Genomic DNA, 25,341 nt, shown 5'->3' with positions numbered 1-25,341 from the left:
TCAAATTTTGATGCTGAAATTCAAATCATATTATTTTATTCTTTTTACTGTTTTTCTAACAATTCTTTATTCATTTTTTTTATGGATTAATGATTCATTGGAATTAAATAATGTTGGAAAGTTTTTTTGTATTTTATTCTTGTTGATTGAATTATCTTTTTACTCATATTTGAAATGGAAAATTTATAAAAATGATTGGACAATAATTGGTAGACATAAATACAAATTTTCTGGGTTTGATTTTTTTTTAATGGTATTTCTTATTTTGGCAGCTTTAACTCAAGTTCTTGTTTTTGTAAGAGATAAAGAATTACCAGATTTTAGTTTTTACAATATATTGTTTTTAAGTTTTATAAATCTCAAGCAATTAAACTATCATTTGATAGTTAAACAAAATTTTTTAACAATTATTGAAAATAATTACTTTGAAGATTATTCAAAATCCGATATAAAAAATATCACAATGGAAAATAATAATTTAGCTATTGCTCTTATGAAATCGGATAAGGTTTTTAATTTTCCTATAAAAGATTTTAAAGAAAATGAGTTAGAAGTATTAAATCAATTTATTGAAGTTCAAAATCTAAATGATTACAAATAATACCATGAAAAAAATCGCATTCGGGTTATTACTATTCTTAAGTAATTTATCAATGGCTCAAGAAAGTCAAGAGGTTAAAAAAGAGCGTAAATTTCAACTAGGAGTTCACTACGTTGGGAATCTTCGTAATGAAAACATTATCAGCGACGGCTTTAATGGTGTTGTTGGAATTTCAGGTAATTACGCGATTTATAAAGACGAAACAATTTCGGTTTTTGGAGGTTTAACTATCGATTATTTAAAGTCTAGAGATTATTTTCTTCCAAATCATATTTTAATTTGGAATCCAAATGCAAGTATAGAAGTAGATGCTTTTAAAGGTAAATTAAGACCTTTCTTTGGTATTGGATACGCTTTCTTTTCTAATAAAATAGAATACGTTACGGGTATTTTTGACCCAATGGATCCTGCTTTAATGCCAAGAGAACGAAAAGTTAATTTTAATGGATTTACAATTAATCCAGGTTTAAAATATCATGTTTCTGATTTGCTTTTTATTGAAGGAAGTTACAAATATTTTCCTATAAATTCTAATGATATAGATGGAACTGCAAATACGCATTTTATTAATGTAGGTCTTGGTTTTAAATTTTAAACTATGAACGAATTCACAAATAATCCAATCGAAATTGACCAACTTCCAAAATTTGAAGAAGTTCAATTAAAAGGACTTCATCCAAAGTATATAAACGTTTTACTTTTTAATTTTTTATTGCTTTTTATTTTAATAATTGGTGGATTTTCTACCTTATTTTACTTTAAAAAAGATGCTTTTTCAAGTACTACTTGGATTTTAATTCTTATTGGAATTTTGGTTTTTCTTGCTGGATTAATAGTTTATACAAAGCTTAGTTTCAATAAAAAAGGTTATGCTTTTAGAGAACATGACACCATTTATAAATCAGGTTTAATTTCGGAAACGACTACAATTATTCCTTTTAACAGAGTACAACACGTAGCTTTACACCAAGGATTTATTTCTCGAAAATTAGGTTTGGCTTCCATCGAATTATTCACCGCAGGTGGTAGTAGTTCGGATTTAGAAATTCCGGGTTTGCTTTTGGCTGATGCCCAAATTATTAAAAATTTGGTTTCCCAAAAAATCAATCCACCTAAAAAGGAAGAAGTTATTGAACCATTTTCAAACGAATCATTCTTAACTGCAGAAAATGAATAACCCAACCGATTTCTCGCAACCCCAACGTCAATCGCTTCCTGGGATTTTGGTCATGTTTGCCAATTCCTTGCAGAAGACGGTTCGTGCTTTGTGGCCTATGTTGTTGATTTGGTTAGTAAAGTTTGATTCCTTAAATAAACTTGTTTTTTTTGGAAGTATAGCAGGAGTTGTGATAATAATTGGAGTAATTTCATACTTGCAATATTTGTTTTTTACGTTTCATATTGATGAAGAAAATAACGAATTTGTAATTCAAAAAGGTGTTTTTAATAAAACGAGAATTACGATACAATTGCATAAAATTCAGCAAGTTAATATCAATCAGAGTTTGATTCAACGATTAGTCGGAGTTCATAAACTAGAAATAGATACTGCTGGAAGTGATAAAAAAGAAGCTTCTATTAGTGCTATTTCACATGATTTAGCCACTATTTTAAAAGAGCGATTAATCAATCATTCGCAACAAGAAACGATTACCGATTCTGAAAAAGTTGCAATTGAAGAAAGTCCGACTTCCTTCATTAAAATTGGAATATTGAGTTTGGTAAAGATTGGCTTTACATCGAATTATATCAAAAGTTTTGCTTTAATTTTTCTGTTTTTTACCACAATTATTGAGAATTTACAACAGTTAAATACAGAAGTAATTGATGAAGATAAAGTCACTGATTATTTAGGTACATTACCAAGTATTACTTCATTTATGATAGTTGTCGGGATTTTTATTGTGCTTATTTTGATAGTAAACTTATTTCGTACCATTCTAAAATATTTCGATTTTACTATCCAAAAAAGCAAGCAAGCGATTGTGTTGTCTTACGGATTACTATCTACAAAAAATACATTGTTGAATCCGAATAAAGTTCAAAAAATTAAAATAACGCAAAACTATTTTCAAAAGAAGTTAGATGTTACCACTATTGGAGTTCATCAGGCTTCTAGCGATGTAGAAAAAGTGAAGGAAAAAGACCAAATCGAAGTGCCAGGATGCTCCGCAAGCGAGCGCGATATTATTCTGAATTTGTTGTTAAATCAATTGCCAGAAAAAGGGAAGAAGTATTTACCTAATTGGAGAAAATTTGCAGTCAATACCTTTTTTCTTCTTGTAGTACCAGTTTTAATTTCAATAGCAATAAATTTTAAATTGCACTTTGTTACTTGGAATGAATGGCTGCTTTACACAAGTTTTTTCGTCATTTTTGCTATTGTTTTAATATGGTTTTCGTTTAAAAATTATAAACTTTTTGTTTCAAATGATTTTATCATCAAGCAAAATGGAGCTTGGGATATTGATACAATCATCATCGAACCCTATAAAATTCAGGCTATTGAAACCCAACAGTTTTTTTGGCAAAAGCCAGCTGATATTGGTTCAGTTCGTCTTTCAACAGCTGGAGGAACAGTTAATTTTTCAACAACAAATTATTCTAAAGTGAAGCAATTAACTAATTATTGGTTGTATCAAGTGGAAACTTCTGATAAGAATTGGATGTAATTAAATTTATAAATGGAATTAATTTCGAAAAATATCGTTTTTGCCTTTGGATTATTTCTGATATATTCTGGTTTTTTGATGTTTTTTAATCCTGAAAGAGCAAGAGCTATAATTGGTAAAGCTGGAAGTACTATTGTAATTAATTATGGAGAATTGATTGTTCGTTTGTTATTAGGAATAAGTTTTGTCATTTCCGCTAAATCGAATGCTTATGAATTATATTTTCGCGTTTTTGGCTACTTTTTAATCATTTCTGCTGTAATTTTGATGCTTACACCAATTAAAACACATCACAAATTTTCAACAAAAGCTGCTGAAACATTAAGACCAATATACTTGAGAATTTGCGCGCCATTTTCAATAGCTTTTGGAATTTTGATACTGATGGCAATTTTTAAATAACAATATATAATGAAACACTGGATACAAGCCGCACGATTACGAACCCTACCTCTTTCCGTTTCTGGAATCATCGTGGGAAGCGCTTATGCCTATTATCAAGGATTTTCCGACTGGAGAATTGTGGTTTTAGCATTGTTAACTACTTTGGGATTGCAAGTTTTGTCCAATTATGCCAACGATTACGGAGATGGCGTAAAAGGAACCGATGCTAATCGAATTGGCGAAAAACGTTTGGTAGCGGCTGGAATTATCACCGCTGAGCAAATGAAAAAAGCAGTTATTATTACAGCAATTTTAACCTTCATCATCGCTTTATTATTAATTTACGTAGCATTCGGAAAAGAAAATTTTGCACTGAGTTTGATTTTTATCTTGTTAGGAATTGGTTCTATTGGTGCAGCTATTAAATATACTGTTGGGAAAAGCGCATACGGTTACAGTGGTTTTGGGGATTTATTTGTATTTATTTTCTTTGGATTAGTTTCTGTTATTGGTTCTAATTTTTTGTTTACGAAGGAATTAGATGGTTTACTTTTCTTACCTGCATTTGCTATTGGTTGTCTTAGCGTTGCTGTTTTAAATTTAAACAATATGCGCGACATTGAAAATGATAAAATCGCTGGAAAGAATACATTGGTGGTGAAAATGGGATTAGAAACCGCAAAAAACTATCATGAATTATTGCTAATTATTGCTGGGACTTCATTTTTATTTTTTTTAATGATGGCCAAAATTTCCTTACATTCAATTTTGATTATTTGTTTCCCATTAATTATACATGTGAGAACAATTAGAGCTGCAAAAAAATACGAAGACTTCGACCCAGAACTTAAAAAAGTAGCCTTAAGTACATTTGCATTAAGTATATTATTTTGGTTAACTTTAATATTCAAAATTTAGTCTTACTACTTAATAATCAAATTTTAATACCAAAATATTATGAAAATCACATTTTATGGACACGCTTGTATCGGAATTACAGTAAATGATGTTCACATTTTAGTTGACCCATTTATTTCGGGTAATCCAAAGGCTTCTCATATTGACATAAATACGTTGGAAGCCGATTTTATATTACTAACACATGCACATCAAGATCATATTTTAGATGTGGAAGCAATCGCTAAACGAACAGAGGCGGTTATTGTTTCTAATTACGAAATTGCATCACATTACGGAAATAAAGGGTTTAACTACCATCCAATGAATCATGGTGGAAGTTGGGATTTTGAATTCGGAACGGTTAAATATGTAAACGCTATTCACACGTCTTCTTTTCCTGATGGAAGCTACGGAGGACAACCAGGTGGATTTGTAATCGAGGGCGAACACAAAAATATATACATTGCTGGCGACACCGCTTTAACAATGGATATGAAATTAATTCCAATGCGAACTAAGTTGGATTTAGCCATTTTACCTATTGGAAGTAATTTCACAATGGATGTAGAAGATGCTATTATTGCTTCAGATTTTGTACAATGCGATAAAGTATTGGGTTACCATTTTGATACGTTTGGGTATATCGAAATCAATCATGAAGACGCTAAACGCAAATTTTTCGATAAAGGAAAAGATTTGATGTTATTAGAAATTGGGCAAAGTATAGAATTGTAATTCTTTGGCACCCAAATTGTATTTATCTATTAAAAATTAAAATGAACAAACTTTTATATTTAGTATCAGCCGTATTATTTTCAACTTCGTTTTTTGCTCAAAAAGATGGGTTTTGGGACAAAGAACGTGCAACTACAAAAGAAATAACACTTTCTGCCGGAAAACGAACATTAATTAAAACAGAAGATTTACCCGTTGGAACCACCGAATTCGTATACCGAATTACCGTTTTAGATGAAAATCAAAAACTAACATCAAGTTTGGTTTCGGTGTTAAAAGCCATTCCTGATCCAACCGGAATTAGTCAAGGAACAGCAGGAGCTATTCATTTAACATCTGCAATTTCGGGAGATGATAAATGTACGTTTGCTTTATTTCAAGAGGCAAATGCCGCTAATTTATTTTTGAAAGAAGGAAAAACGGATAGAGCGTGTTGGGAACAAAAAGAAAAAGTAAACAAAGACGCCAAGTTGATTTCGTCATCCTCTTTATGTTTAACTAATTTGCCTAATTTATGGTTCGGATTCGAAAGTCAGAATTGGGTTATGAACCAAAAAATTGTTTTAGAAGTCGTGCCTTGGGTGGATTATAAAGCAAGTAGAGGTTGGACCAAACAAAACAAAAAAGAACTTGAAGCAGAAATTGCAAGGCTGGATTTTGTTAGTTCACTTTCTAAAAAAGAAATTTTTTCTGGAGAATTTATAGATTTAATAATTGGAAAATATAAATACAAGGAATTTAAAGATTTATTGCCATCTGAAAAAGCAAATAGTATTCAAAATCTTGCGATTCAAGCAGTTCAAAACACCAAACAGATGAACGATTTTTTAGAATTTAAAAGAAAAACAGCTTGGGACTTTTATAAGAAAAACCAACATCAGAAAGCGATTGATTATATTTTAAAAGAAATTGTAGATAACAAATGGGCACAAGCTAAAGATTACAGTGCTTTAGGAGATATTTATATAGAAACGAAACAATTTGTTAAGGCTAAGGAATCCTATTTTAAAGCGACTCAATTAGATAATAATCAACTTTGGTATCAGTTAAAATATGCAAATGCTTTAGTGTTTAATGAAGATATTTCTGAGGCTAAAGAAATACACAAAAAATACAAGAGTAACAATATTGATGTAAAAACCTCATGGATTCAACAGGCTAAATTTGATATAGAATTTTATAAATCAAAAGGTTTGAATGTAGATGATTTCAAGAAAATATTGAGAATATTAGATTAAATTAATCAATTTCAATTTCAAAAATCAACTTCAAGATTTTGAAATTTGTACTTGAAATTGTCATTGTACTTGAATATGAAAGCAACCTATAAAAAATACATCCTTACTTTTAAAAGACCTAGCGGGACTTCTCGAGGCGTTATGACCGAGAAAGAAACTTGGTTTTTAATTTTGCAAGAAAATGGTAAAACAGGAATAGGTGAGTGTGGTATTTTGAGAACGCTTTCATTTGATGATCGACCTGATTACGAGGAGAAATTACAATGGGTTTGTCAAAATATTCATTTAGGAAAAGATAAATTGTGGGATGAATTAATGGAATTTCCTTCGATTCAATTTGGCGTGGAAATGGCATTTTTATCTTTAGCATCAAAAACACCATTCGATTTGTTTCCTTCAGAATTTTCAAAAGGTAAAAAAAACATGTTGATAAATGGTTTGGTTTGGATGGGCGAGGAGCACTTCATGAAAACCCAAATCGAAGAAAAATTAGCGCAGGGATTTTCGTGTATAAAACTAAAAATTGGAGCAATCGATTTTGAAAAAGAATTAGGATTATTGCGATTTATTCGTCAAAATTTTGATGCTAAAACCATCGAAATTCGGGTAGATGCCAATGGTGCTTTTAATTCAAATGAAGCTTTAAGTAAGTTGAATCAATTAAATGAATTTGAATTACATAGTATTGAACAGCCTATAAGAGCCAATCAAATTCAAGAAATGAAATTACTTTGCCATCAAACGCCCTTTCCAATCGCTTTAGACGAAGAGTTAATTGGTGTTTTTGGAATTGAGAATAAGCGAAGATTACTTGAAGAAATTCAACCACAATACATCATTTTAAAACCAAGTTTAGTTGGTGGTTTCAAAGGAACTTTAGAATGGATTTCTATTGCTGAAAGTTTAAATATTGGTTGGTGGATTACTTCCGCATTGGAAAGTAATATTGGATTGAATGCGATAACCCAATTTACTTTTACCTTAAATAATCCAATGCCACAAGGCTTAGGAACTGGTGGTTTGTACACCAATAATTTTGATTGTACACTAGAAATTGAAAATGGGCATATTCAGTATAATGTTGATAAACAATGGGATATTTCTAATTTAGGTTTACAACTTTAATCTTCTTAATTTTGTAATCTGAAATCAAAAATCGTTAATCTACATTCATAAATCAAATGTTTCGTTTAAAACTACCAACAGATCCAAGATGGGCCAACATAGCAGAAGGAAATTTAGAAGAAATTCTTACTGATCACGCTTGGTGCGAAATCAAAGCGGCATCAAATGCAATGATGTTAATTAATTTGTTACCTGAATTTACAGAAATTACTACTGAGTTAACATCAATCGCGAAAGAAGAATTAGATCATTTTGAGCAAGTGCATGAAATTATCAAAGCGCGTGGTTGGGTTTTAGGACGTGAACGAAAAGACAGTTATGTAAACGATTTATTCAAGTTTATGAAACCTGGAAATCGCAAGCATTTAATTGTTGAGCGTATGTTATTTGCTGCAATGATTGAAGCTAGAAGCTGCGAACGTTTTAAAGTACTTTCAGATAATATCAAAGACGAAGAATTAGCTGTTTTTTATAGAGAATTAATGATTTCGGAAGCCAATCATTATACTTCATTTTTACAATTTGCTCACGAATTAGCAGAAGAAGGTTACGACGTTAAAAAACGTTGGGAAGAATGGTTAGAATTTGAAGCTAAAGTGATTGAAAGCTACGGAAAATCAGAAACGATTCATGGTTAATTTAAATTTTTGAATTTTGGAAATAATCTATTTTATTATTTTTCTTATTGTTTATTTATATGTTTTCTTTATTGCTGAAACAATGAAAAAAGATAGATATAAGAATAGAATTATTGTTTCAATTATTTTTTTCTTTTTTTCAGTTCTGTATAGTTTAATATTTTTTAATCCAAAATGGATAAACTATACAATATTAGGATTGACTCCAATTATCGTTTTATTGAGTTATGAATTCTTAAAAAATATTTTAAAATCATGGATAGACAAATACCCTTATATGCCAAGTCGTATGGAAGGTTTAGGCTTTAAAATTGGTGGTAGTAACGGATATCCAAAAAATAGAAAAGTGACAAAAGCTGATGTCTTATTTGGTTGTTTATTTTTAATTTTACCCGGACTTATTATAATGTTTCTTTATAAACTTTTTGTTAATTAAATTGCATTCTTCGCTTCAATCCACTTACTCATATATTTAGTGCTTTGTAAACTTTGATGTTGCAAAATTTGTCCCAAGAAGTTTTTGCTACGATGTGCGTTTAAATTTTCTTTGAGATTTTCTACTTGATTCATGAAGTCAGTTTCATATAATTCCTTTTTGAATCGTTTTTTAATTATTTCGTAGCCGTTTTTTTGAGCGTTTTCCCAAAGCGATTTATTAGTATACAATTCGACTGCTTTTTCAATAAAATCAGCTTCATCTGTAGTAATGAATCCGTTCCAATCTAATTTTCCGTTCATTGCTTCAGCTCCCATTTCTGTGGTTATTGAAGGTAATCCAAATTGCATCGCTTCAAATAATTTGCCTTTCAAACCAGCTCCGTACGGAATTGGAGCTAACAAAACTCTTGTTTTTGAATATGCAACAGCAACACTTTCGGCTCTTCCTTTAACTAGAAAGCCTTCTTTTTCGTTGTGCAATTGCTTGGCTTTTTCCGAAACATATGCACCATAAACATGAATTTCTGCTTCGGGAAGTTGCTTTTTAATCGATTTCCAATATTTTTTTAAGTTTAAAACGGTTTGCCAATTGGGTTCGTGTAAAAAGTTACCAATGCTTACAAAATGGTTTCGTTCTTCAAACTTTGGAACATTTGTATTCACTTCTTCCGATAGAAAAGGCAAATAGTACAAAAGAGAAGAATCAATTTTAAAAGTTTCAATCGCCAATTCCATTTCGTATTCTGAAATCAATAAAGTCAAATCGCATCTGTAAATGGAAGCCATTTCGCGTTTAAAAATATCGGAAATATAATCTTCAAAAACCAACTCGCGATTTTGTTTGAAAGCAATTTCTCTTGCTTTTCGTAAAAAATGTAAATCTTCAGTGTCTAAAACTCGTAGAGCATTCGGACAGTTTTCCATCACACGCCAACCATATTGTTCTTCAAGCATGAATCGGTCAAAAAGGACAACATCGGGATTCAAAGATTTAATTTCACCATCAAAACTGCTATCATTCAGTTGAATAACTTTAGTTTGAACCGAAATCGTACTCAAATCAAACGAAAAATCTGATTTAGAAGCTGAACACAAAAACGTAATTTCATAATCTTGCTTTTGAAACAACGAAATGAGTTGTAACATTCTGCTTCCAGCTGCTGTAGAATTAGGTTCGGGCCAAACGGCTCCTATGATGACTAAATGCTTCATGTGACAAAGATAGTTATTAAGTAAAAAGTAAAAAGTAAAAAGTAAAAAGTAAAAAGTAAAAAGTAAAAAGTAAAAAGTAAAAAGTAAAAAGTAAAAAGTAAATTTGCACTAATCACTAATCACTAATCACTAATCACTAATCACTAATCACTAATCACTAAAAAATGACTTTTTTTAAATTTTGTCCAAGTTGTGCTTCAACTCATTTTACGTTTCCTGATAATCGTCGGTTTTTATGTGATGATTGTGGTTTTACGTATTATCATAACATAGCGGCCGCTGTTGCGATTGTTTTTACGTTTGAAGACAAAGTATTGTTTACGGTTAGAAATGTAGACCCAGACAAAGGAAAATGGGATTTACCTGGGGAATTTATCGACCCAAATGAAACGGCAGAAGAAGCCGCTTGTAGAGAAATCAAAGAAGAATTAGGAATAGAAATTTCAAACAGCGATTTAAAATACATCACAACATCTCCAAACAATTATTTGTATAAAAACGTTCCCTATAGAACAATGGATATTTTTTACGAATGTGAATTAACTTCCGAAGTAATAAAAGTAGAAGCAGAAGACGAAATTCAGGAATTGATTTGGGTAAAGCGTTCGGAAATTGATTTGAATCAAATAGGTTTTGTTTCGATTCGAAAAGTGATCGGTGAAAAATATTTAGGTTAAGCACAATTAAAATGACCATTTGGCATTGGACGATAGGCGTAATATTGTAATACTTCTTCAATAGCTAATTTGAGTGCTTTATTTATTGGAACAATTACATTTCCCAATTGAAAATCGATTTGGGATAAATTCATGTAGTAGTCTGTAAAAATAGGAACCGGTAAACCTTTGTTGATTAATTCGGTTGATTTATTGTAATTTTCGGCTTGTCCTTCTTTAATGATTTTGCAAGTTGCCAATCGCAATTGACCATATTTGTCGGTATTGGCTCCAAATCCGAAAAGGCGACAAATTAAACCTCGATATTGGTAACTGCTACAATTTCCTTTGTTTTTATCCAACAATGAAAGCGGATTATAGATAAAACATCGGTTTACATCGGATTTGTTTAGGGTGTTTAATACTTTTTCGGCTTCACCATTTAAAAATAAGTGAAAAGCCCAAGGTAAAAACTCTAATGGCGACGCATCAATTTCAGGATGATTGCAGCATTTGCCACAGCCAGCTACGCAATTTAATTTAGTGTGTGATTGGAATTCTTTTATCTCAACATCCAAATTTTGGAATAATTCTTCTACCAAAACAACTCGTTGTTCGATGGTCATAATTTTTTACCGAAGGTAGACTATAATTTGGTAGTTTGTTTGATTTGTTACTTTTAATTCAACAAAATGAAAATAAATCTTTTATATAGATTTTTTGTAGTTATCAGGAAAAGGTCTGTACGCATAATATTGCAAAACTTCTTCTAAAGCCGCTTTCATAGCTTTGTTTACTGGCAGAAAAACATTTCCAAGTTTAAAATCTATTTGCGAAAGTTGCATGTAATATTCTGTAAAAATAGGTACAGATAAATTAGTATTTATAGCAATAGTAGCGTTTTCAAAATTTGATGCTTGTCCTTCTTTTATGATGTTACACGTTGCAATGCGTAATTTTCCGTATTTATCAGTTGTGGCACCAAAACCAAAAAGTCTGCAGATTAATCCTCTATATTGATACGTACTGCAATTTCCGGATGTAAATTCTGCTAACGATTTTGGGCGATATAAAAAGCAAGTAGCTGTTGTGCTTTGTTCTAATTCTAAAAGCGTATCTTCGGCTTGACCGTTTAAAAATATATGAAAAGCCCAAGGCAAAAACTCTAATGGTGATGCATCAATTTCGGGTGTTGAGCAACATTTTCCGCAACCTGCAATACAACCTAATTTCGTTTCTTTTTGGAAATCTATAATTTCCACATCGAGATTATGAAACAATGTTTCCACTAATCTTACGCGATTTTCTATAGAATTATCCATGTTTTTTGTAGATTTACACTGAGTTAAGATATAAAAAAAAGCGTTCAAAAAGATTGAACGCTTTAGTATTTAGTGACCTCGACTGCAGGAGGTTTTTAGTCACTTTTTTTACTGTTTTCGCGTCAATTCGATGTTTTTCAGAGGCTTTTTTAAATCATTTTTTTGTTTAAGTGGACAGAAATGGACTCAAATGGTTTAGAATGGTCACAATTTTGGTCACAATATTTTGATTAAAATTTGCCAAAATCTAATATTACAATAATGTTAATTTTTAAAAAAAGACAGTAATGAAAATTAGATTTTACCTTCGCAAAAGTACAAAAAAGTATTCAATAAATTTTGAATACAGAAATTCAAATGGTTCTATTCGATTAAGAACTTCTACAGGATACATGATTCAGAATTCAAAAGAGTGGGATAGTAGAAAAGAAAGATTAAAAATTCCATCTTCAGTATTTGGAGCAGCAGACATTAATACAAAATTATCTGAAGCTATGTATAAATTCAATAAGTCAATTTCGGCAATTGATGAAACGGATATTTCAGAAGGTATTGTTCAGAAAATAATGTTAGATGCTTTCTGTAAAACTAGTGTTTCTGATAAAGAAAAAGCGAAAGTTGAGAGTTATAAAAGTAATTTGATCTCATATTATACATGGTTCTTAGATTATTATTCCGTTCACAATAGTCCATACACAAAGAAAAAATTAGGTCAAGGAACACTAAAAACCTATAAAACAGGTTTATCCAGATTGCAAGAATATATAGAAGATAGAAAATTGAAAAAATTTTCATTTAATGATTGTAACAGAGAATTTTATAATGATTATGTATTGTATTTATCTTCTCTTAATTATTCTAAAAACTATCTTGGTACAATTATTCAAAAATTAAAAACAATTTTAGGTTATGCTTATGAAGAAGGTATTCATAACAATAATGAATTCAAAAAAGGCTATTTTTCTAAGATGACTGAGGAAATAGATCATGTTTATTTAACCGTAGAGGAATTAAAGAGAATACAAGAATTAGATTTAAAAGATCCAATTTTAGATGGTGTAAGAGACATCTTTTTAATTAGTAGTTATACTGGTTTAAGAGTTTCAGACATGTTAGGATTATTAAAAAAGCCATACCAAGTTATATTTGAAGAAGATGATGTGAAATATTTTCAACTAAGACAAATGAAAACATCTAATGCTGTAATTATTCCATTGAATTCAATAGTGAATTCAATAATAGAAAAACGAGAGGGGAAATTGCCAGATTATATTTACTCTGGATTGATTAATGAGCACATTAAATCAATCTGTAAGAAAGCAAAAATTACAGATAATCATTCATTAACGAGAACAGTAGGGAATAAGATGGAGGAGTATAATTTGCCAAAATATAAATTTGTTTCATCACATACAGCAAGAAGATCTTTTTGTACAAATGCATTTAAAGCTGGTATGCCTATTCAAGATATTATGGCGATTAGCGGACATAAATCGGAACGTGTTTTTCTAAATTATGTAAAAGTGCAAAAAGTAGAAAATGCAAAAAGAATTGCGAAACATGAATTTTTTAGATAAAGAATAATATTTATTATTTATAACTATATGTCTTTATTGATATATAAACTTTCTTATATTTGATTACATTAAAAGTCACAAGCAACGTTTTAAAAAACTATGAGAAATATTGCATTAGTTATACTAACATTTTATACATTTCAAGTTTCTGCCCAAAAAATAAGACCTGAAATAAAGAACCTTGTTAAAAAAATTGAAAAATATAACGAACTACAATCCGAGCACGTTGGAATTGCTGGTATGACAACAGACCAATACAGAAACTTCGAAAAGCTTAAAAACAAAGCTACAACGGAAGAACTTTTAAAACTTCTCAACCACAAAAATTCTGTAGTAAAAGGATACACCAGTTGGGCTTTAGCCGATAATAAATACCCTAAGCTAGCAAACATCTTTGCTGAATTTCTAAGAACTGGGGAATCAGCAACCACTCAACACGGTTGCATAGTTTCTAAGGACGAATTGGCTCGTGAATTTTATCACAGAGTATTATACCAGTACTACGATAACAAAATTACAGAACAAGATAGTTTATTCTTTCAATCTCAAATTAAACAGCTCGATAGTGTAATTTTTTATGGTAAAAATAAAACTGATTTACTATCTAATGCACTTAAAAACAATAACGGTAATCCAAAAACATATGAAAGGATCAAAGAATTAGCTCTTAAAGACAAAAACATAGGAGCGATTGAGGCTTTGGCAATTTATAAAAGAGAAGAAGATATTCCTGAGTTTAAAAAACTTGGCGAACTTGCTTTTTTTGGAATTGCTAAATTTCCGGATCCTAAATTTTGGGACTTTTTACTTTCATATAAATCAAAATTTGAATCAGAAAGTTATCTTTTGGCTGTTTCAGCTTTTAAAAGTGAAAAATCTGCTGGAATTCTAACAGATATACTAAAAAATATTAATGAAGAATCCATCTCATATTTAAGTGAAGTAATTACTAAAAATTATTGTAGCCATTATCAATCTTTAATTCTATCCATTTGGGAAAATTATAAAATTATAGACATAACAGCAACAAAACTTTTAATTAATTATATACCTGAAAAAGCTTCTATTTCTTTTGCAAATGGGCTTTTATCAAACAATGATTATAGATTTTTAGAATTCGACAGTGATTATGGTCAAAGTGAATTGATACTACCTCTAATTTTGGAAAACATAAAAAAATATCAAAATGACAAAATGCTTACCATTTGTAAAGTTAATGTCAATTCTACTAAATTTATTGAACTTGCTACCTTTTTAATGTTTATAAAAGACAATAAACTAAGTGAAACATATGAAGCAATTCTTAATCGTTTACAACAAAAAAATATACCTTTTGAAATTTTCCATTTAACAGATACGATTTTATCATTTAAAAATCCGAATGATATAGAAAAAATAGTTAGTATATTAAAAACAAAACAAGAAGATTGGGATAGCGGGAATTGGTCTGAGCATTTTAGGATTCTTTTCAAAGAATACAACATTTCGATTGACTAAAAACAACAAACTTCATAGCTGTTTATCTCCAATTGCTAGAGATAGTTTGTGTTCTGATTCTCCTACAAAAATCCCATGAGTAGTTTTGTACTTGTAATCATTTGTTCTAAATTTACTTAACTGCCACAAGTAATGGAACGTTGTTCGTCATTTTAAACCTGTAATACAAATAAAATTGAGTTGGATAGAAAGAATATTTGGAAACAAAAATAAATCTGAAATTAATAAGGAAATTTCAATTCATAAAAATGAAATTATCCAATCGAATTTTAATCATATTGATGAGTCAGTTATACCAAAAATTGAATATATTCAATTGACTACTAATTGGAATGCCGATCCAGTTTTACCAAAAATTGAATTAAAAATTGATCAAACTGAATTGATAATGGATATTTATTTAAATTATTATGTCTTTGATAATTTTAAAAAAGGTGATAAAGTTAAAATTCGATTTAAAAACTGTACTTTATATTCTCTTAACACTTGTAATGATGAAGGCTATTATTACGGACAATATAGAACAAATCCAAGCGAATTACCTTGGGGAGAATTTTATGAAATAATAAGCGGATTAGACAAGAATATGCCAAATCCAATTGAGATAATTGTAAATAACAACTCAGAAAAAAAACATTTTATATTCTTTTTTAAAGACGAAACCTTTGAGTGTCTTGCTTCAGATCATGAATTAGAATTTTATAACGAAAAATTAAATATATTACATCAAAATAAAATATATAGAATATTTCTAGATGACAAAGAAATTGGAATTTCAGAACTTGAAAAGGCTGATGCACCAATGGGAGTTGTAACTGGTAAATTAAATTTTATTGATACAAAATTTGGATATGGTTTTCTTAAAGAATATTGTGAGAATAATCAAATTGAACTCGCTTACGATTATCCAGAAGTAAAAATGATTTCGACAATGAGTATTCCGAAACTAAAAATTACGAATAATGTCGGAATTGAAATAAAAGGAGTTGGAAACCAAATTAGTGGAATGGATAATGAAGAATATCAAATAGAAATTTTCGGAATTCCATATCCATTCTATGAAGAAGAATTTCCAATTCATGTAGCTGAATATAAATCAATTTTTGACAAAAAATAAAACGAGTACTTAACAATAATTTTAGAAATTGGAAGGCTTTTTCTACTTCTGAATTTTTTAATTGATTTGTCTTTTATACTAAATTTACTTAATTGCCAAAATAGCTAAACTTTTAATACAAATCGGCCAAGCCAAGATTTTGAATGGATATATTTGACAGAATTCTAAAATTAATTGACACAAATCTGATTTATTGCTTACCAGCAATGATTATAACTTTGTTAATTTTTCAATTACTTTTTAAAGATAGACTACAATTTAAAAAAGCTTATCTAATAATAAAATGGATAATAATTGGATATGTAATAGTCAATTTAATTTCCTTCATAATACTTATAATAATTAATCATGAAAAGTCAGCTTTTATAAATCGAGCAACTGGAAAATATTGGTTCAGTTATTGGTTTATGATTTTTTCATCTCTTTTTCTTCCGTTTTTTCTATTTTATAAAAAAATAGGATTAAAACCTCTTTTTCTCCTGTTCGTATCTATTACGATGAAAATTGGTTGGTATTTTGAAAGATATATCATTTTTCTTGCTGATTATAATATTAGACAATTCGACCCAGAAAAAGAATTTGATTGGCTGACTTCGCCTTGGGGTGGATTTTATCTAATTTGGATTCAAGGACTTATTTTAGCATTAATTTTAGTAGGAGGGATTACTATAATAGAACGTTTAGCAAATAAAAGAACTTTACACAACAAAAATTAAAAAGTAATGTCTTGTCCAGTTCAATTCCGAAAACTTTTAAGTTTTAGTTATATTTGTTTTGGTCCTATGAATACACTACAACTATTTAGCATACAGTAATTACTAACTTTATGAATAATACAATTCCAAATTTTGACAAACAGTCATTAACAGTTAAAAATGAACTTGTTACTGTTGAAATTTTATTTGAAAGAATTAATGATCAAAATGAATTTCTTTATAAAAATAGTTATGACAAAATCATAGAACTTAATGAAATTGAGAATTCATCAAGCTCATTGATTTTGAAAATTTATTTTCAATCTAAAATTCCATTATCAATTTTAATCAAAGGAATTGATGGAGGAATATTTTTGCATACAGCAAATGGTGAAAAAAACTCTTATTCTGTGAAAATTTTAGAGGACACAATTGTGTTTAGTTTAGGTTTTACTTTCTTTATGTTTGATTTGGTTAACCTTGAAATAAAATGGAAAATTAGACCTGATTTGGCAGAGATTTTTGAATTTTATAATCTTCAAGACGATTTTTTGTTACGTGGCGAACTTGCAATCCATCGTATTGATAAATGTGGTAATGTTAAATGGAGTTATGGAGGCAAAGACATTTGGGTAAATATTAATGGAAAACCAGAAGTAATAATTGAAAATGACAAAATTCTATTAACTGATTTTGAAAACAATGAATACATCATCAACTTTGATGGAGAAACATTAGAAGATACATCAAGATTAAAGCAACAAAAAACAAGACGATGGTGGGAATTTTGGTAAAGTTATTACATGACTAAAACTTATCAAAGATTCTTTTAAATGTCAAATTTATAATAAACATCAATTAGATTTTCAATAAGAAAATCTTAACTTAGCATGTAAAGAATGTTTATTGTTTTCAAAACTTCACTATGTGAGGAAGTGTTATCTACAATTACTCTTAAAAATATGAAAAACTTAAATGTAGAACATTTTCTGAACATTTATACCGTCAGAAAAGAGATGCAAGAATTGGGTATAACAGACCCAAGTAAAAAAATCAAGGAGTTTACTAATAAAATTGTTGAGCAATTGTCTAAAATGCCTTTGGACGAAGAGATTATCTTAGATAACAATTCTTTCTATGATTCAAAAATGAATTTAATAATTGAAATTCCAATGGATAGAGGAATGAATTTTTTCAAAACTACAATGCCAGATACTAGAGAGGCAGATTACTATTTAGGATGTTTAGACAGTGCTGTTTTTCTCGACTTTAATGTTTCTGATGAAAATTTAGTATATCTTATTAGAATATCTTTTGATGGATATGGGTGTTGTAATTTTGAAGATAAGTCAAAACCTTTAAGCATTGAAGATTCGAAAATCTTTATTCAATTCATAAATCAAGATGAATTCTTTCAAAATATTATTGGATCACTAGTAAAAAAAGCAATTAGAATTAATAAAGAGAATATCTGGATAGACGCACTTAATGAGTATGAATTACTTGATTTATAAATGCAGATAAAAAAGGGTAACTTTAATTTTTAATTTTAGTTTTTTCTAATTAAAATCATTAGACAAGTATGATGGTTTATTATATTTGTAATTACTTGACATTTAATTAAAACCTCTAAACGTTAATCTCAGATATTTCTTCAATTTGAATTTAATAGGCAAAATATTTAAGAATGATAAAATTAAGGATTATGAAATCATTTCAAATCCTAAAATACTCTTTGATAAAAATGTTGTAGCAGAAGAACTAAAATTAAACGGGCACCGAATAGGTGATTCTGTATCTTTAATTGATTTTAGTAAAATTGATATGACAGGATTGGAAATATATCCTCAAAAAATCGATTTTTCTTCTTGGCGGGAAGGAAAGACATATGTTACAATAAATGGAAAAGAAATTGAATTTACATTAGAGGAGAGAAAAAAAGCGGTAATTGAAAGAGGTGGATGGTTGGGTTATGAAAATGGTGCACGTTTTAGAATAGAAAACCAAACAATCACTTCATTTTCTTTACATGAAAAAATGTTGACCTTATTTAATAAATATTCAAAATTTAAATTAAAAAGATTATTAGGTAATAATGTGAATGTTGAATTGATTTATGAAAATTATGATGGAACTTTATTTAGAACAGATTTTAAAGATTTAAAAAGAGGAATTAATATAATGTGGGATGAATGGGATAAAAAAATATTGTTAATAGCAATTGAAAAAAATAAGTCCTAATAAAAACTACTATATATACAAGTTATGCGGCATGCTAAAACGTTAGACAGAAAAGTGAAAAGACGAATATTAATCATAACAGGACTTTTTATTCTCATTCTTGGCGGACTTGGTCTTAGGAAAATCAACAAAGACTACTACGCAATTTGGGACAATAATTCTATCAATGTGACAGTAGATGTCCCATTGACCTCGGACAAAGTAAAAATTGAATTTGGAATTAGTGTCAACACCATTAACCGTTCGACAGACGCGGATTTATTTAGCAGGAGAGAAAAATATACAGTCTTGTTTGACGGCAAAGCAAAAGACATTATGATAAACGAGTATGGAGAAAATGATTTCTTAATCACTTATGACAACAAATATTATTTCTCCTTTAGACAATTTAAGTTTAATCGTAGCCATCAACACGACTACAATTTTTGCTTTTTCCAAAAAGACAATAAAGTCTTTATTCGAGCGGACATTAAAGGACAAGATGCAATGAAATTTGAAAGACAAATGCTTGACATAAGTTTAGCAGACAAATACAGATGCAATGTGCCAGTTGACAGTGCAGAAGTACTTTACAACATGATAGAACTGATTGACCCCGACAAGAAATAAAAAAAAGACCTCATAACAGCACATTTGCAATAGGTGGGGTTTCGTGCTTCGTAGACAGATTAGTTGCAGCCGAAAGCTCAAGTCTTCGAATGAACATTTGTGCTGAAAAACCCGCCCATCGCAAATCTGCAAACCGTTAAATGCGATTTAAATAAAATCAAATAAAAATGAAACACTATTTTTTAATATTAATTTCTTTTTTAATTATTTCATGTGAAAAAGATTGTAAAAATTTAAAAATTGGAACTTTCGAATTGAAAGGGATTGATGGAACTATTCACACAATCGTAAGAAATGAAATTTATCAAACTGAATATTTGAATGATTCTAATATTGTAGTTCAATACAATATAAAATGGACTTCACCATGTTCGTATGAAATTTACAATCGAAAAGTACTGAGTAATTTAGATTTCAATATTGAACATCAAGATACAATAAGATTTGAAATCACAGAAATTAATGGAAATGTCCATAAAATAATTTCTAAATTTAAAGATATTGATGAAGTATATGAAAACTCTCTTCAAAAAATCAAATAAATTTATAAATACATTTAGCATGAATAACTTCGTTGTTTTTTTTTATATCTAACTATAGTTAGTTTAATTAACCTAATATTTACTAAATTACCTTGACCAAGAATATACGTCAAAAGTAAATTGTAAACTTATATAATATGCAAAATGAGTAGTCACAGCATTTCAATAGTACCAAAAAAATCTGTATATCCAGATAGTGAAATAAAAGCGAGAGAAATTTTAGAATGGTTGGTGTCTAAAAACATTATTAAATCATCAATTTCGGATTGTATTTTAAGTTCAGATAAAGGATATGCAATTTCTGAAGGAGCTATTGAGATAGTCGAGCAAAGCGAATATCTTCCATTTGATTTAATTGTGAATGGCCTTGAAATTACTAGTAAACGACAAATTTTTCATACTGGCCAAAATGGAATGGATGAATGTATTTGTCCAAACTGTAAAGTAAATATTGTATCTGATGTTTGGGATTTTTTAGACGATTGGTTTGAACATAAGACTAATAATTTGACCTGTTCAAATTGTGGAAATCAAACTGAAATAAACAACTATAGTTTTAAGCCTCAATGGGGGTTTAGCAATATCGGGTTCACTTTTTGGAACTGGCCTGAATTTAAAGAAGATTTTATTGAGGAGTTCCAACAAAAATTAGGTTTTGAAATATGTATTGTTCACACACATATTTAATAATGTAAATAGAGAAGAAATTAACAAAACAACTTGGATTTCATAGATCTATATAAATAGTAGTTAGAGAGTAACAAATGACTAGAAATGTAAAAATAAAACTCGGAATAGTAATTTTAATAATTACAATAATATCTTGGCAATTAGGATTCTTTAATAGATTTAATTATTTGACTGCAAAAATTGATGCATGGAGAGATTCTGCAAGAATTGTAACAACAGAGCTTTTAAGTCATCCGTGTGGCGTTCCTTGTATTGGATTAAAGGAAAAATATGGATTTCATGAATCATATGTTGGCTGTACTTTAAATGGTCCAACTATAAGAGGAATTGACATGTATAATAATGAAATTGAAAAATATCTAAATTCTAGAAACGGAATGGGTTGGAGAAAAAAATACGAAGCAGAATTGGATTCTTTGATTAAAAATAACATATTGGAATAATAAATCTTACTATTTTAGCTACTTTCATTAAAATATAAACTAAACAAACATGATAAGTAAATATCTAATTGCGACTACCATATTAATTTCATTTTTGAATTGTAAAGGACAATCAAAAGAAAATTCAAATTCAGAAGTTAATTCGAAAAACCCTATTGAAGTTATAATTGAAAGAGAAAAACAGTCAACTGAAAAAAGTTATAATGACATAGGAGAATTTATTTCTAGGTTTGAGTTTAAAGTTAAGACAGATAATAAAATAGATTTTGAAGATGGATATATCCCTTGGGCAGATATAGAAAATCCACAAAATGATTTACCACTTCTAGATCAAAAAGACGTTATTATTATTCCTGAGAATAAAATCAAAATAATTATCGATTATCCATTAACAAATCAATATGAATTCGTTCTTAAATCGAATAAAGGTTTTTCTAGAGGGCAATTGTTAATGGAAATTAGTAAGCATTATTATTTACTTTTTGCGGAAGAAGAAAAAACAGCAACTATTAAAACAATTCCAATTAACAAAAGAACAAAGATGGCTAATAGGAATATAACCGATGGTAAATATGGAATTTGGGGGCATGATATTGCTGATATGGATTTATCTGAAATTTCTATTTACAGAGCAAAAAATGGTGAAATTATTGTGATTTTAAATGTAGTATCATAAAAATTGGTGGAATGAAATGATTTAAAACATTAGATTAATTTTTTTATTCTCATTTCAAACAGTTAAAATAATAATTGCAATTTTACTTTTCCTCAATAAAATATTATTTTAAAAATCATGTTATTATATTGAATTATAATTTTTTTAATATGCATAAGATTATATTAGTTTCGATTCTAACTTTATTTCAAATAAATCTATTTGCTCAATCAAATGATTTGATTAGAATCATAGAAGATGATAAAATTGGTTATATCAATAATTATGGTAAAATAGTAATTAAACCAAATTATACCGTTGGTTATGATTTTTCTGAAGGCTTAGCTTCTGTAAGAGAGTATGATAAATATGGTTTTATTGATTCCGAAGGAAAATATGTAATCGAGCCAAAATATGATTTAGCTTTCAATTTTTATAATGGGATTGCTAAAGTATTTTTAAAAGGAACCCCTTTTTTTATTGATAAAAATGGAAAAATTGTTATTAGTAAAAAATATACATCTCTAGAATTTGTAAATAAAGACCTTGCTATTGTTTCAACAGCATCTGATAAAAAAGGGGTTTTAAATCTTGTTTCTAATAACTTAGTTATTGATACAATTTATAGCTCAATTACTAATTTTAAAAATGGTGTTGCGATAGTTACCAATAAAGAAATCTCTCAAAATGGAAATCATTTAATTCATAAACCTGCAGTAATTGATATTACTGGAAATTTAATAGTGCCTTTCAATAAATTTATTGAAATTAACGATTATAATGATGGAATAGCAAAGGTATATTTTAAAAATACAGATTCGAATGATGAAATTTACGGGTATATTGATGATAAAGGAAATTTATTATTTCAAGAAAAATATACTGGTAAGTATTTACTACCTGATTATTTTAATGATGGGATTGGTAAAATTTCAATAAAGAAAAAATTAAGCGAAACCAGTTATAATTATTACGATGGTTATATTAATAAAACAGGAAAAATTGTTTTAAATGATACAATTAATGAAAGGTTAAGAGATTTTTCTTGTGGAAGAGCTTTTATTTTAGATAGTAACAGAGATTATAAAATTGTTGATACTAATTTAAATAAAATAGGTAATAATACATATAAAAAAATTTCAGGAAATGGGTTCGTAAACAATTATGCGATTGTTAGTAATGATGTAAAGTTTGGTATTATTGATATAAATGGAAATTACATTGTAAATCCTAAATATGATTTGATTAATGAGATTGGTGTCGTTAATGGTTATTTTTATTATGGGATTGAAAACGATGAAGAAACAACATTATGGGGTGTTGCTAATATTAATGGTATTACTATAATTGAACCAAAGTTGAAAGAATTTGATGTAGAAGGTTTTAAAAATGGTATATTAAAAACATCCATTGACGATAAATTAGTCTATTTTAATGAAAAGGGTGAAATTATTTGGAAAGAAATAGAATCAAAAGAACTAAAACTAAAAAATCTTGATATTGATTTTATGAATAGAGGTTATTTTAGTGCTTATTCAAAACCAAATAAAAACGATTTGGGAGGTTATGGAACTTCAAGAAATATCCCTAAGAAAATTAAGAATGAAAAATTTCCAAACAAAAAAATAAGTCTTATTGTTCATGTAGATTCAAAGGATACAATTTTCAGCAATTTTAACGCTTATAATGTTACACTTTCAAATTTAACTAATAAAGAAATTAATTTCTCAGCACAGGATAGTAGATTGTATATGAAAGTTCAAGCAAAAGATGAGGATGGTATATGGAAAGATATTGAATATTTACCGAATAGTTGGTGTGGAAACAGTTATCATACTCTGACTCTTGAAAGAAATAATTATTGGAGTTTTAAAACACCTATTTATTCTGGAGGTTTCAAAACAAAATTCAGAATTGAATTAATGATCACAAATCGTAATGAAAATGAAACGGAAGAGAAAAATATAATTGTTTATAGTAATGAATATGAAGGTAGTATAAATCCTGGACAATTTTGGAATAGACTAGAATATTATCCAAACGGAATTATGGATCCTTATAATGAATAATTAAATTCATTACAGTTTGGGTTGAATGTTCATAAAAAAGCTAATTGTGAGATTTTTAAAGAAAAAAAGGAATAAAAATTATAAGTGGAATATTTTAATTATGAGTATTGCTTTTATAGCTATAGTAGCCTTTGCAAATCATATATATAAATATACTCACAATTATATTAATGGCTCTTATACTGTTTTAAAGAATTCAAGAAAAGTAATTTCGGATAATGATATTTATAACTTCATGAATGAAATTTATTCAAATGAAAGTATTGAAAATGTTACAAAAGATTCTTTAAAATTTCGAAAGCTAATGTGTTTTTCAATACCTCATGGAGATAGTTTTATTAATTTAATTGATGAATTACCAGACACTATTGTAAATGTTGAAAATAAAGAATATTTGATAAATCAATTGGATAAGAAAACCAAGCTTTGGGATAAAACTAAACTAAAAGGATTTTGGGTTTTAACTCCTTCAGATTTGAAAAAAGTTGATCAATTAGAAAAAAGCAATGGTAAAGATTACTGGACAAATTATAAAACATTATATGGAAAAGGAAATTCTAGTTGCTCAATTCCAATTTTCGATAAAAATAAATCAGTTGCAATTATACATGTTGAAAGATCTGCAGATTATTTATTAGCTAATAGCTCTATATATGTTTATTTGAAAAGAAATGGAAGATGGGAATATTATACCCAATCTCTATTGTGGATAAGCTAAAAAAAATAAGAACAAAAATTTTTGACTATGTACTTACCTAATATATTTCGGAAGTAAAACTTTACTTTTGATCACAGCAAAATACAACTTATGATTAATGATAATTTGGACTATCAATTTTTTAAAGTAAAAAATGGAAAACCATTTTTTGCAATAGTAAATCTTGAAGTAAGTAGGAGTGATGCTGATAATGAAATTATTGAAGATTATTCTGGTGAAGGTTGGATTACGCAGGGACACATTGAAAGTGTTCCAAATAATGGATATGAGCATTGGAAAAAAGCTACAATAAAAGGGTTAGAATTTGCCTTTTCACTGAGTAATGAAAAATGGAAGGTTAAGATTAAAAAAGTAGAAGGTAGAATTGCAACCGACACCAATCCAACAATTGTTGGTTTTGTTACTATTTTAGCATTTTGTGAACAGTCCAATTTAAATTTACATTCTGATTTAAAAAGTAAGTTAGAAGATTTTACATTTAATAGTTGGAATAGTAATAATGATGAAAAGTATCCTGATTTCTTTAAATTAGAATATCATAATTAGAATAAAAATATGTATTCTATA

General features: G+C 28.6%; 30 protein-coding genes. 27 read left to right on the top strand and 3 right to left on the bottom strand.

Going from position 1 to position 25,341, the window contains the following annotated elements:
- Positions 1 to 10 precede the first annotated feature (10 nt).
- The 11 genes from C8D80_RS03160 to C8D80_RS03110 all read left to right on the top strand — a co-directional run bounded on the left by C8D80_RS03160 (position 11) and on the right by C8D80_RS03110 (position 8,729).
- Positions 11 to 601: a hypothetical protein gene (locus tag C8D80_RS03160; protein ID WP_133607283.1), complete on the top strand. Its 591-nt coding sequence runs from the start codon at positions 11 to 13 to the stop codon at positions 599 to 601.
- 4 nt (positions 602 to 605) lie between these two features.
- A complete protein-coding gene (locus C8D80_RS03155; protein ID WP_158633792.1) occupies positions 606 to 1,196 on the top strand; it encodes an outer membrane beta-barrel protein in 591 nt (196 codons plus the stop codon).
- Between the two features lie 3 nt (positions 1,197 to 1,199).
- Positions 1,200 to 1,778, top strand: a complete 579-nt coding sequence (locus C8D80_RS03150) for a PH domain-containing protein (RefSeq protein WP_133607279.1) — start codon at positions 1,200 to 1,202, stop codon at positions 1,776 to 1,778.
- The gene (locus tag C8D80_RS03145; protein WP_133607277.1) at positions 1,771 to 3,273 is read left to right on the top strand and encodes a PH domain-containing protein; all 1,503 of its coding nucleotides are present in this window, start codon (positions 1,771 to 1,773) and stop codon (positions 3,271 to 3,273) included. The genes C8D80_RS03150 and C8D80_RS03145 overlap by 8 nt, the downstream gene beginning before the upstream one ends.
- Before the next feature lie 12 nt (positions 3,274 to 3,285).
- On the top strand, positions 3,286 to 3,675 hold the full coding sequence (locus tag C8D80_RS03140) for a hypothetical protein (RefSeq protein ID WP_133607275.1): 390 nt from the start codon (positions 3,286 to 3,288) through the stop codon (positions 3,673 to 3,675).
- Positions 3,676 to 3,684: 9 nt separating this feature from the next.
- Entirely contained in the window at positions 3,685 to 4,575 is an 891-nt protein-coding gene (gene menA, locus C8D80_RS03135; RefSeq protein ID WP_133607273.1) for a 1,4-dihydroxy-2-naphthoate octaprenyltransferase, read from the top strand.
- Between the two features lie 39 nt (positions 4,576 to 4,614).
- Positions 4,615 to 5,292, top strand: coding sequence for a metal-dependent hydrolase (locus C8D80_RS03130; RefSeq protein WP_133607271.1), 678 nt, complete (start codon positions 4,615 to 4,617; stop codon positions 5,290 to 5,292).
- Positions 5,293 to 5,333: 41 nt separating this feature from the next.
- Positions 5,334 to 6,530 carry a tetratricopeptide repeat protein gene (locus C8D80_RS03125; protein WP_133607269.1) on the top strand — a complete coding sequence of 399 codons (1,197 nt, stop codon included), beginning with the start codon at positions 5,334 to 5,336 and terminating at the stop codon, positions 6,528 to 6,530.
- Positions 6,531 to 6,605: 75 nt separating this feature from the next.
- The gene (locus C8D80_RS03120; RefSeq protein WP_133607267.1) at positions 6,606 to 7,655 is read left to right on the top strand and encodes an o-succinylbenzoate synthase; all 1,050 of its coding nucleotides are present in this window, start codon (positions 6,606 to 6,608) and stop codon (positions 7,653 to 7,655) included.
- Between the two features lie 56 nt (positions 7,656 to 7,711).
- On the top strand, positions 7,712 to 8,293 hold the full coding sequence (miaE, locus tag C8D80_RS03115; RefSeq protein ID WP_133607265.1) for a tRNA-(ms[2]io[6]A)-hydroxylase: 582 nt from the start codon (positions 7,712 to 7,714) through the stop codon (positions 8,291 to 8,293).
- Positions 8,294 to 8,375: 82 nt separating this feature from the next.
- Positions 8,376 to 8,729: a hypothetical protein gene (locus C8D80_RS03110; RefSeq protein ID WP_133607263.1), complete on the top strand. Its 354-nt coding sequence runs from the start codon at positions 8,376 to 8,378 to the stop codon at positions 8,727 to 8,729.
- On the opposite strand, the gene C8D80_RS03105 is transcribed toward C8D80_RS03110, so the two are convergent.
- Positions 8,726 to 9,943, bottom strand: a complete 1,218-nt coding sequence (locus tag C8D80_RS03105) for a glycosyltransferase family 4 protein (RefSeq protein ID WP_133607261.1) — start codon at positions 9,941 to 9,943, stop codon at positions 8,726 to 8,728. The two genes, C8D80_RS03110 and C8D80_RS03105, sit on opposite strands and share 4 nt — an antisense overlap.
- Positions 9,944 to 10,107: 164 nt before the next feature.
- Between C8D80_RS03105 and C8D80_RS03100 the strand changes: the two genes are divergently transcribed.
- Positions 10,108 to 10,620, top strand: a complete 513-nt coding sequence (locus C8D80_RS03100; protein WP_133607259.1) for an NUDIX hydrolase — start codon at positions 10,108 to 10,110, stop codon at positions 10,618 to 10,620.
- Here C8D80_RS03100 and C8D80_RS03095 read toward each other — a convergent pair.
- Together C8D80_RS03095 and C8D80_RS03090 are read right to left on the bottom strand one after the other, a co-directional pair.
- A complete protein-coding gene (locus C8D80_RS03095; protein ID WP_133607257.1) occupies positions 10,617 to 11,225 on the bottom strand; it encodes a YkgJ family cysteine cluster protein in 609 nt (202 codons plus the stop codon). The two genes, C8D80_RS03100 and C8D80_RS03095, sit on opposite strands and share 4 nt — an antisense overlap.
- Before the next feature lie 81 nt (positions 11,226 to 11,306).
- Entirely contained in the window at positions 11,307 to 11,921 is a 615-nt protein-coding gene (locus C8D80_RS03090) for a YkgJ family cysteine cluster protein (RefSeq protein WP_133607255.1), read from the bottom strand.
- A gap of 287 nt (positions 11,922 to 12,208) precedes the next feature.
- Here C8D80_RS03090 and C8D80_RS03085 point away from each other — a divergent pair, with 287 nt between their 5' ends.
- The 15 genes from C8D80_RS03085 (at position 12,209) to C8D80_RS03015 (ending at position 25,320) form a co-directional block, all read left to right on the top strand.
- A complete protein-coding gene (locus C8D80_RS03085; RefSeq protein ID WP_133607253.1) occupies positions 12,209 to 13,498 on the top strand; it encodes a tyrosine-type recombinase/integrase in 1,290 nt (429 codons plus the stop codon).
- A gap of 99 nt (positions 13,499 to 13,597) precedes the next feature.
- Complete coding sequence (locus tag C8D80_RS03080; RefSeq protein WP_133607251.1) at positions 13,598 to 14,995, top strand: hypothetical protein; 1,398 nt, start codon at positions 13,598 to 13,600, stop codon at positions 14,993 to 14,995.
- Between the two features lie 175 nt (positions 14,996 to 15,170).
- A complete protein-coding gene (locus tag C8D80_RS03075; RefSeq protein WP_133607249.1) occupies positions 15,171 to 16,112 on the top strand; it encodes a hypothetical protein in 942 nt (313 codons plus the stop codon).
- A 497-nt stretch (positions 16,113 to 16,609) separates the two neighbouring features.
- The gene (locus C8D80_RS03070; protein WP_133607247.1) at positions 16,610 to 16,828 is read left to right on the top strand and encodes a hypothetical protein; all 219 of its coding nucleotides are present in this window, start codon (positions 16,610 to 16,612) and stop codon (positions 16,826 to 16,828) included.
- A gap of 110 nt (positions 16,829 to 16,938) precedes the next feature.
- On the top strand, positions 16,939 to 17,601 hold the full coding sequence (locus tag C8D80_RS03065; RefSeq protein WP_133607245.1) for a hypothetical protein: 663 nt from the start codon (positions 16,939 to 16,941) through the stop codon (positions 17,599 to 17,601).
- Positions 17,602 to 17,769: 168 nt separating this feature from the next.
- Complete coding sequence (locus C8D80_RS03060) at positions 17,770 to 18,321, top strand: hypothetical protein (RefSeq protein ID WP_133607242.1); 552 nt, start codon at positions 17,770 to 17,772, stop codon at positions 18,319 to 18,321.
- A gap of 145 nt (positions 18,322 to 18,466) precedes the next feature.
- Complete coding sequence (locus C8D80_RS03055; protein WP_133607240.1) at positions 18,467 to 19,048, top strand: hypothetical protein; 582 nt, start codon at positions 18,467 to 18,469, stop codon at positions 19,046 to 19,048.
- Positions 19,049 to 19,072: 24 nt separating this feature from the next.
- Positions 19,073 to 19,657: a hypothetical protein gene (locus C8D80_RS03050; RefSeq protein WP_242004816.1), complete on the top strand. Its 585-nt coding sequence runs from the start codon at positions 19,073 to 19,075 to the stop codon at positions 19,655 to 19,657.
- 167 nt (positions 19,658 to 19,824) lie between these two features.
- Positions 19,825 to 20,199: a hypothetical protein gene (locus C8D80_RS03045; RefSeq protein WP_133607236.1), complete on the top strand. Its 375-nt coding sequence runs from the start codon at positions 19,825 to 19,827 to the stop codon at positions 20,197 to 20,199.
- Positions 20,200 to 20,343: 144 nt separating this feature from the next.
- On the top strand, positions 20,344 to 20,886 hold the full coding sequence (locus C8D80_RS03040) for a TFIIB-type zinc ribbon-containing protein (protein WP_133607234.1): 543 nt from the start codon (positions 20,344 to 20,346) through the stop codon (positions 20,884 to 20,886).
- A gap of 77 nt (positions 20,887 to 20,963) precedes the next feature.
- Positions 20,964 to 21,332 (top strand): FEKKY domain-containing protein, encoded by a 369-nt coding sequence (locus C8D80_RS03035; protein WP_133607232.1) that lies wholly within the window; start codon positions 20,964 to 20,966, stop codon positions 21,330 to 21,332.
- Positions 21,333 to 21,381: 49 nt separating this feature from the next.
- Positions 21,382 to 22,008, top strand: a complete 627-nt coding sequence (locus C8D80_RS03030) for a hypothetical protein (protein ID WP_133607230.1) — start codon at positions 21,382 to 21,384, stop codon at positions 22,006 to 22,008.
- Between the two features lie 149 nt (positions 22,009 to 22,157).
- Positions 22,158 to 24,056, top strand: coding sequence for a WG repeat-containing protein (locus C8D80_RS03025; protein ID WP_133607228.1), 1,899 nt, complete (start codon positions 22,158 to 22,160; stop codon positions 24,054 to 24,056).
- 46 nt (positions 24,057 to 24,102) lie between these two features.
- Entirely contained in the window at positions 24,103 to 24,774 is a 672-nt protein-coding gene (locus tag C8D80_RS03020; RefSeq protein WP_133607226.1) for a zinc ribbon domain-containing protein, read from the top strand.
- Positions 24,775 to 24,864: 90 nt separating this feature from the next.
- Complete coding sequence (locus C8D80_RS03015; protein WP_133607224.1) at positions 24,865 to 25,320, top strand: hypothetical protein; 456 nt, start codon at positions 24,865 to 24,867, stop codon at positions 25,318 to 25,320.
- Positions 25,321 to 25,341 lie beyond the last annotated feature (21 nt).

The sequence above is a fragment of the Flavobacterium cheniae genome (assembly GCF_004363695.1).
Taxonomy (GTDB): Bacteria; Bacteroidota; Bacteroidia; order Flavobacteriales; family Flavobacteriaceae; genus Flavobacterium; species Flavobacterium cheniae.
Note: the sequence above shows the minus strand (reverse complement) of the source record. Positions and strands in the feature narration are given on the sequence as shown.

Bases quoted from the DNA above. Each gene is read 5' to 3' on its own strand.
- C8D80_RS03160 (WP_133607283.1), top strand. From the start codon at position 11: ATGCTGAAATTCAAATCATATTATTTTATTCTTTTTACTGTTTTTCTA.
- C8D80_RS03155 (WP_158633792.1), top strand. From the start codon at position 606: ATGAAAAAAATCGCATTCGGGTTATTACTATTCTTAAGTAATTTATCA.
- C8D80_RS03150 (WP_133607279.1), top strand. From the start codon at position 1,200: ATGAACGAATTCACAAATAATCCAATCGAAATTGACCAACTTCCAAAA.
- C8D80_RS03145 (WP_133607277.1), top strand. From the start codon at position 1,771: ATGAATAACCCAACCGATTTCTCGCAACCCCAACGTCAATCGCTTCCT.
- C8D80_RS03140 (WP_133607275.1), top strand. From the start codon at position 3,286: ATGGAATTAATTTCGAAAAATATCGTTTTTGCCTTTGGATTATTTCTG.
- menA (WP_133607273.1), top strand. From the start codon at position 3,685: ATGAAACACTGGATACAAGCCGCACGATTACGAACCCTACCTCTTTCC.
- C8D80_RS03130 (WP_133607271.1), top strand. From the start codon at position 4,615: ATGAAAATCACATTTTATGGACACGCTTGTATCGGAATTACAGTAAAT.
- C8D80_RS03125 (WP_133607269.1), top strand. From the start codon at position 5,334: ATGAACAAACTTTTATATTTAGTATCAGCCGTATTATTTTCAACTTCG.
- C8D80_RS03120 (WP_133607267.1), top strand. From the start codon at position 6,606: ATGAAAGCAACCTATAAAAAATACATCCTTACTTTTAAAAGACCTAGC.
- miaE (WP_133607265.1), top strand. From the start codon at position 7,712: ATGTTTCGTTTAAAACTACCAACAGATCCAAGATGGGCCAACATAGCA.
- C8D80_RS03110 (WP_133607263.1), top strand. From the start codon at position 8,376: ATGAAAAAAGATAGATATAAGAATAGAATTATTGTTTCAATTATTTTT.
- C8D80_RS03105 (WP_133607261.1), bottom strand. From the start codon at position 9,943: ATGAAGCATTTAGTCATCATAGGAGCCGTTTGGCCCGAACCTAATTCT.
- C8D80_RS03100 (WP_133607259.1), top strand. From the start codon at position 10,108: ATGACTTTTTTTAAATTTTGTCCAAGTTGTGCTTCAACTCATTTTACG.
- C8D80_RS03095 (WP_133607257.1), bottom strand. From the start codon at position 11,225: ATGACCATCGAACAACGAGTTGTTTTGGTAGAAGAATTATTCCAAAAT.
- C8D80_RS03090 (WP_133607255.1), bottom strand. From the start codon at position 11,921: ATGGATAATTCTATAGAAAATCGCGTAAGATTAGTGGAAACATTGTTT.
- C8D80_RS03085 (WP_133607253.1), top strand. From the start codon at position 12,209: ATGAAAATTAGATTTTACCTTCGCAAAAGTACAAAAAAGTATTCAATA.
- C8D80_RS03080 (WP_133607251.1), top strand. From the start codon at position 13,598: ATGAGAAATATTGCATTAGTTATACTAACATTTTATACATTTCAAGTT.
- C8D80_RS03070 (WP_133607247.1), top strand. From the start codon at position 16,610: ATGAAAATTGGTTGGTATTTTGAAAGATATATCATTTTTCTTGCTGAT.
- C8D80_RS03065 (WP_133607245.1), top strand. From the start codon at position 16,939: ATGAATAATACAATTCCAAATTTTGACAAACAGTCATTAACAGTTAAA.
- C8D80_RS03060 (WP_133607242.1), top strand. From the start codon at position 17,770: ATGAAAAACTTAAATGTAGAACATTTTCTGAACATTTATACCGTCAGA.
- C8D80_RS03050 (WP_242004816.1), top strand. From the start codon at position 19,073: ATGCGGCATGCTAAAACGTTAGACAGAAAAGTGAAAAGACGAATATTA.
- C8D80_RS03045 (WP_133607236.1), top strand. From the start codon at position 19,825: ATGAAACACTATTTTTTAATATTAATTTCTTTTTTAATTATTTCATGT.
- C8D80_RS03040 (WP_133607234.1), top strand. From the start codon at position 20,344: ATGAGTAGTCACAGCATTTCAATAGTACCAAAAAAATCTGTATATCCA.
- C8D80_RS03035 (WP_133607232.1), top strand. From the start codon at position 20,964: ATGACTAGAAATGTAAAAATAAAACTCGGAATAGTAATTTTAATAATT.
- C8D80_RS03030 (WP_133607230.1), top strand. From the start codon at position 21,382: ATGATAAGTAAATATCTAATTGCGACTACCATATTAATTTCATTTTTG.
- C8D80_RS03025 (WP_133607228.1), top strand. From the start codon at position 22,158: ATGCATAAGATTATATTAGTTTCGATTCTAACTTTATTTCAAATAAAT.
- C8D80_RS03015 (WP_133607224.1), top strand. From the start codon at position 24,865: ATGATTAATGATAATTTGGACTATCAATTTTTTAAAGTAAAAAATGGA.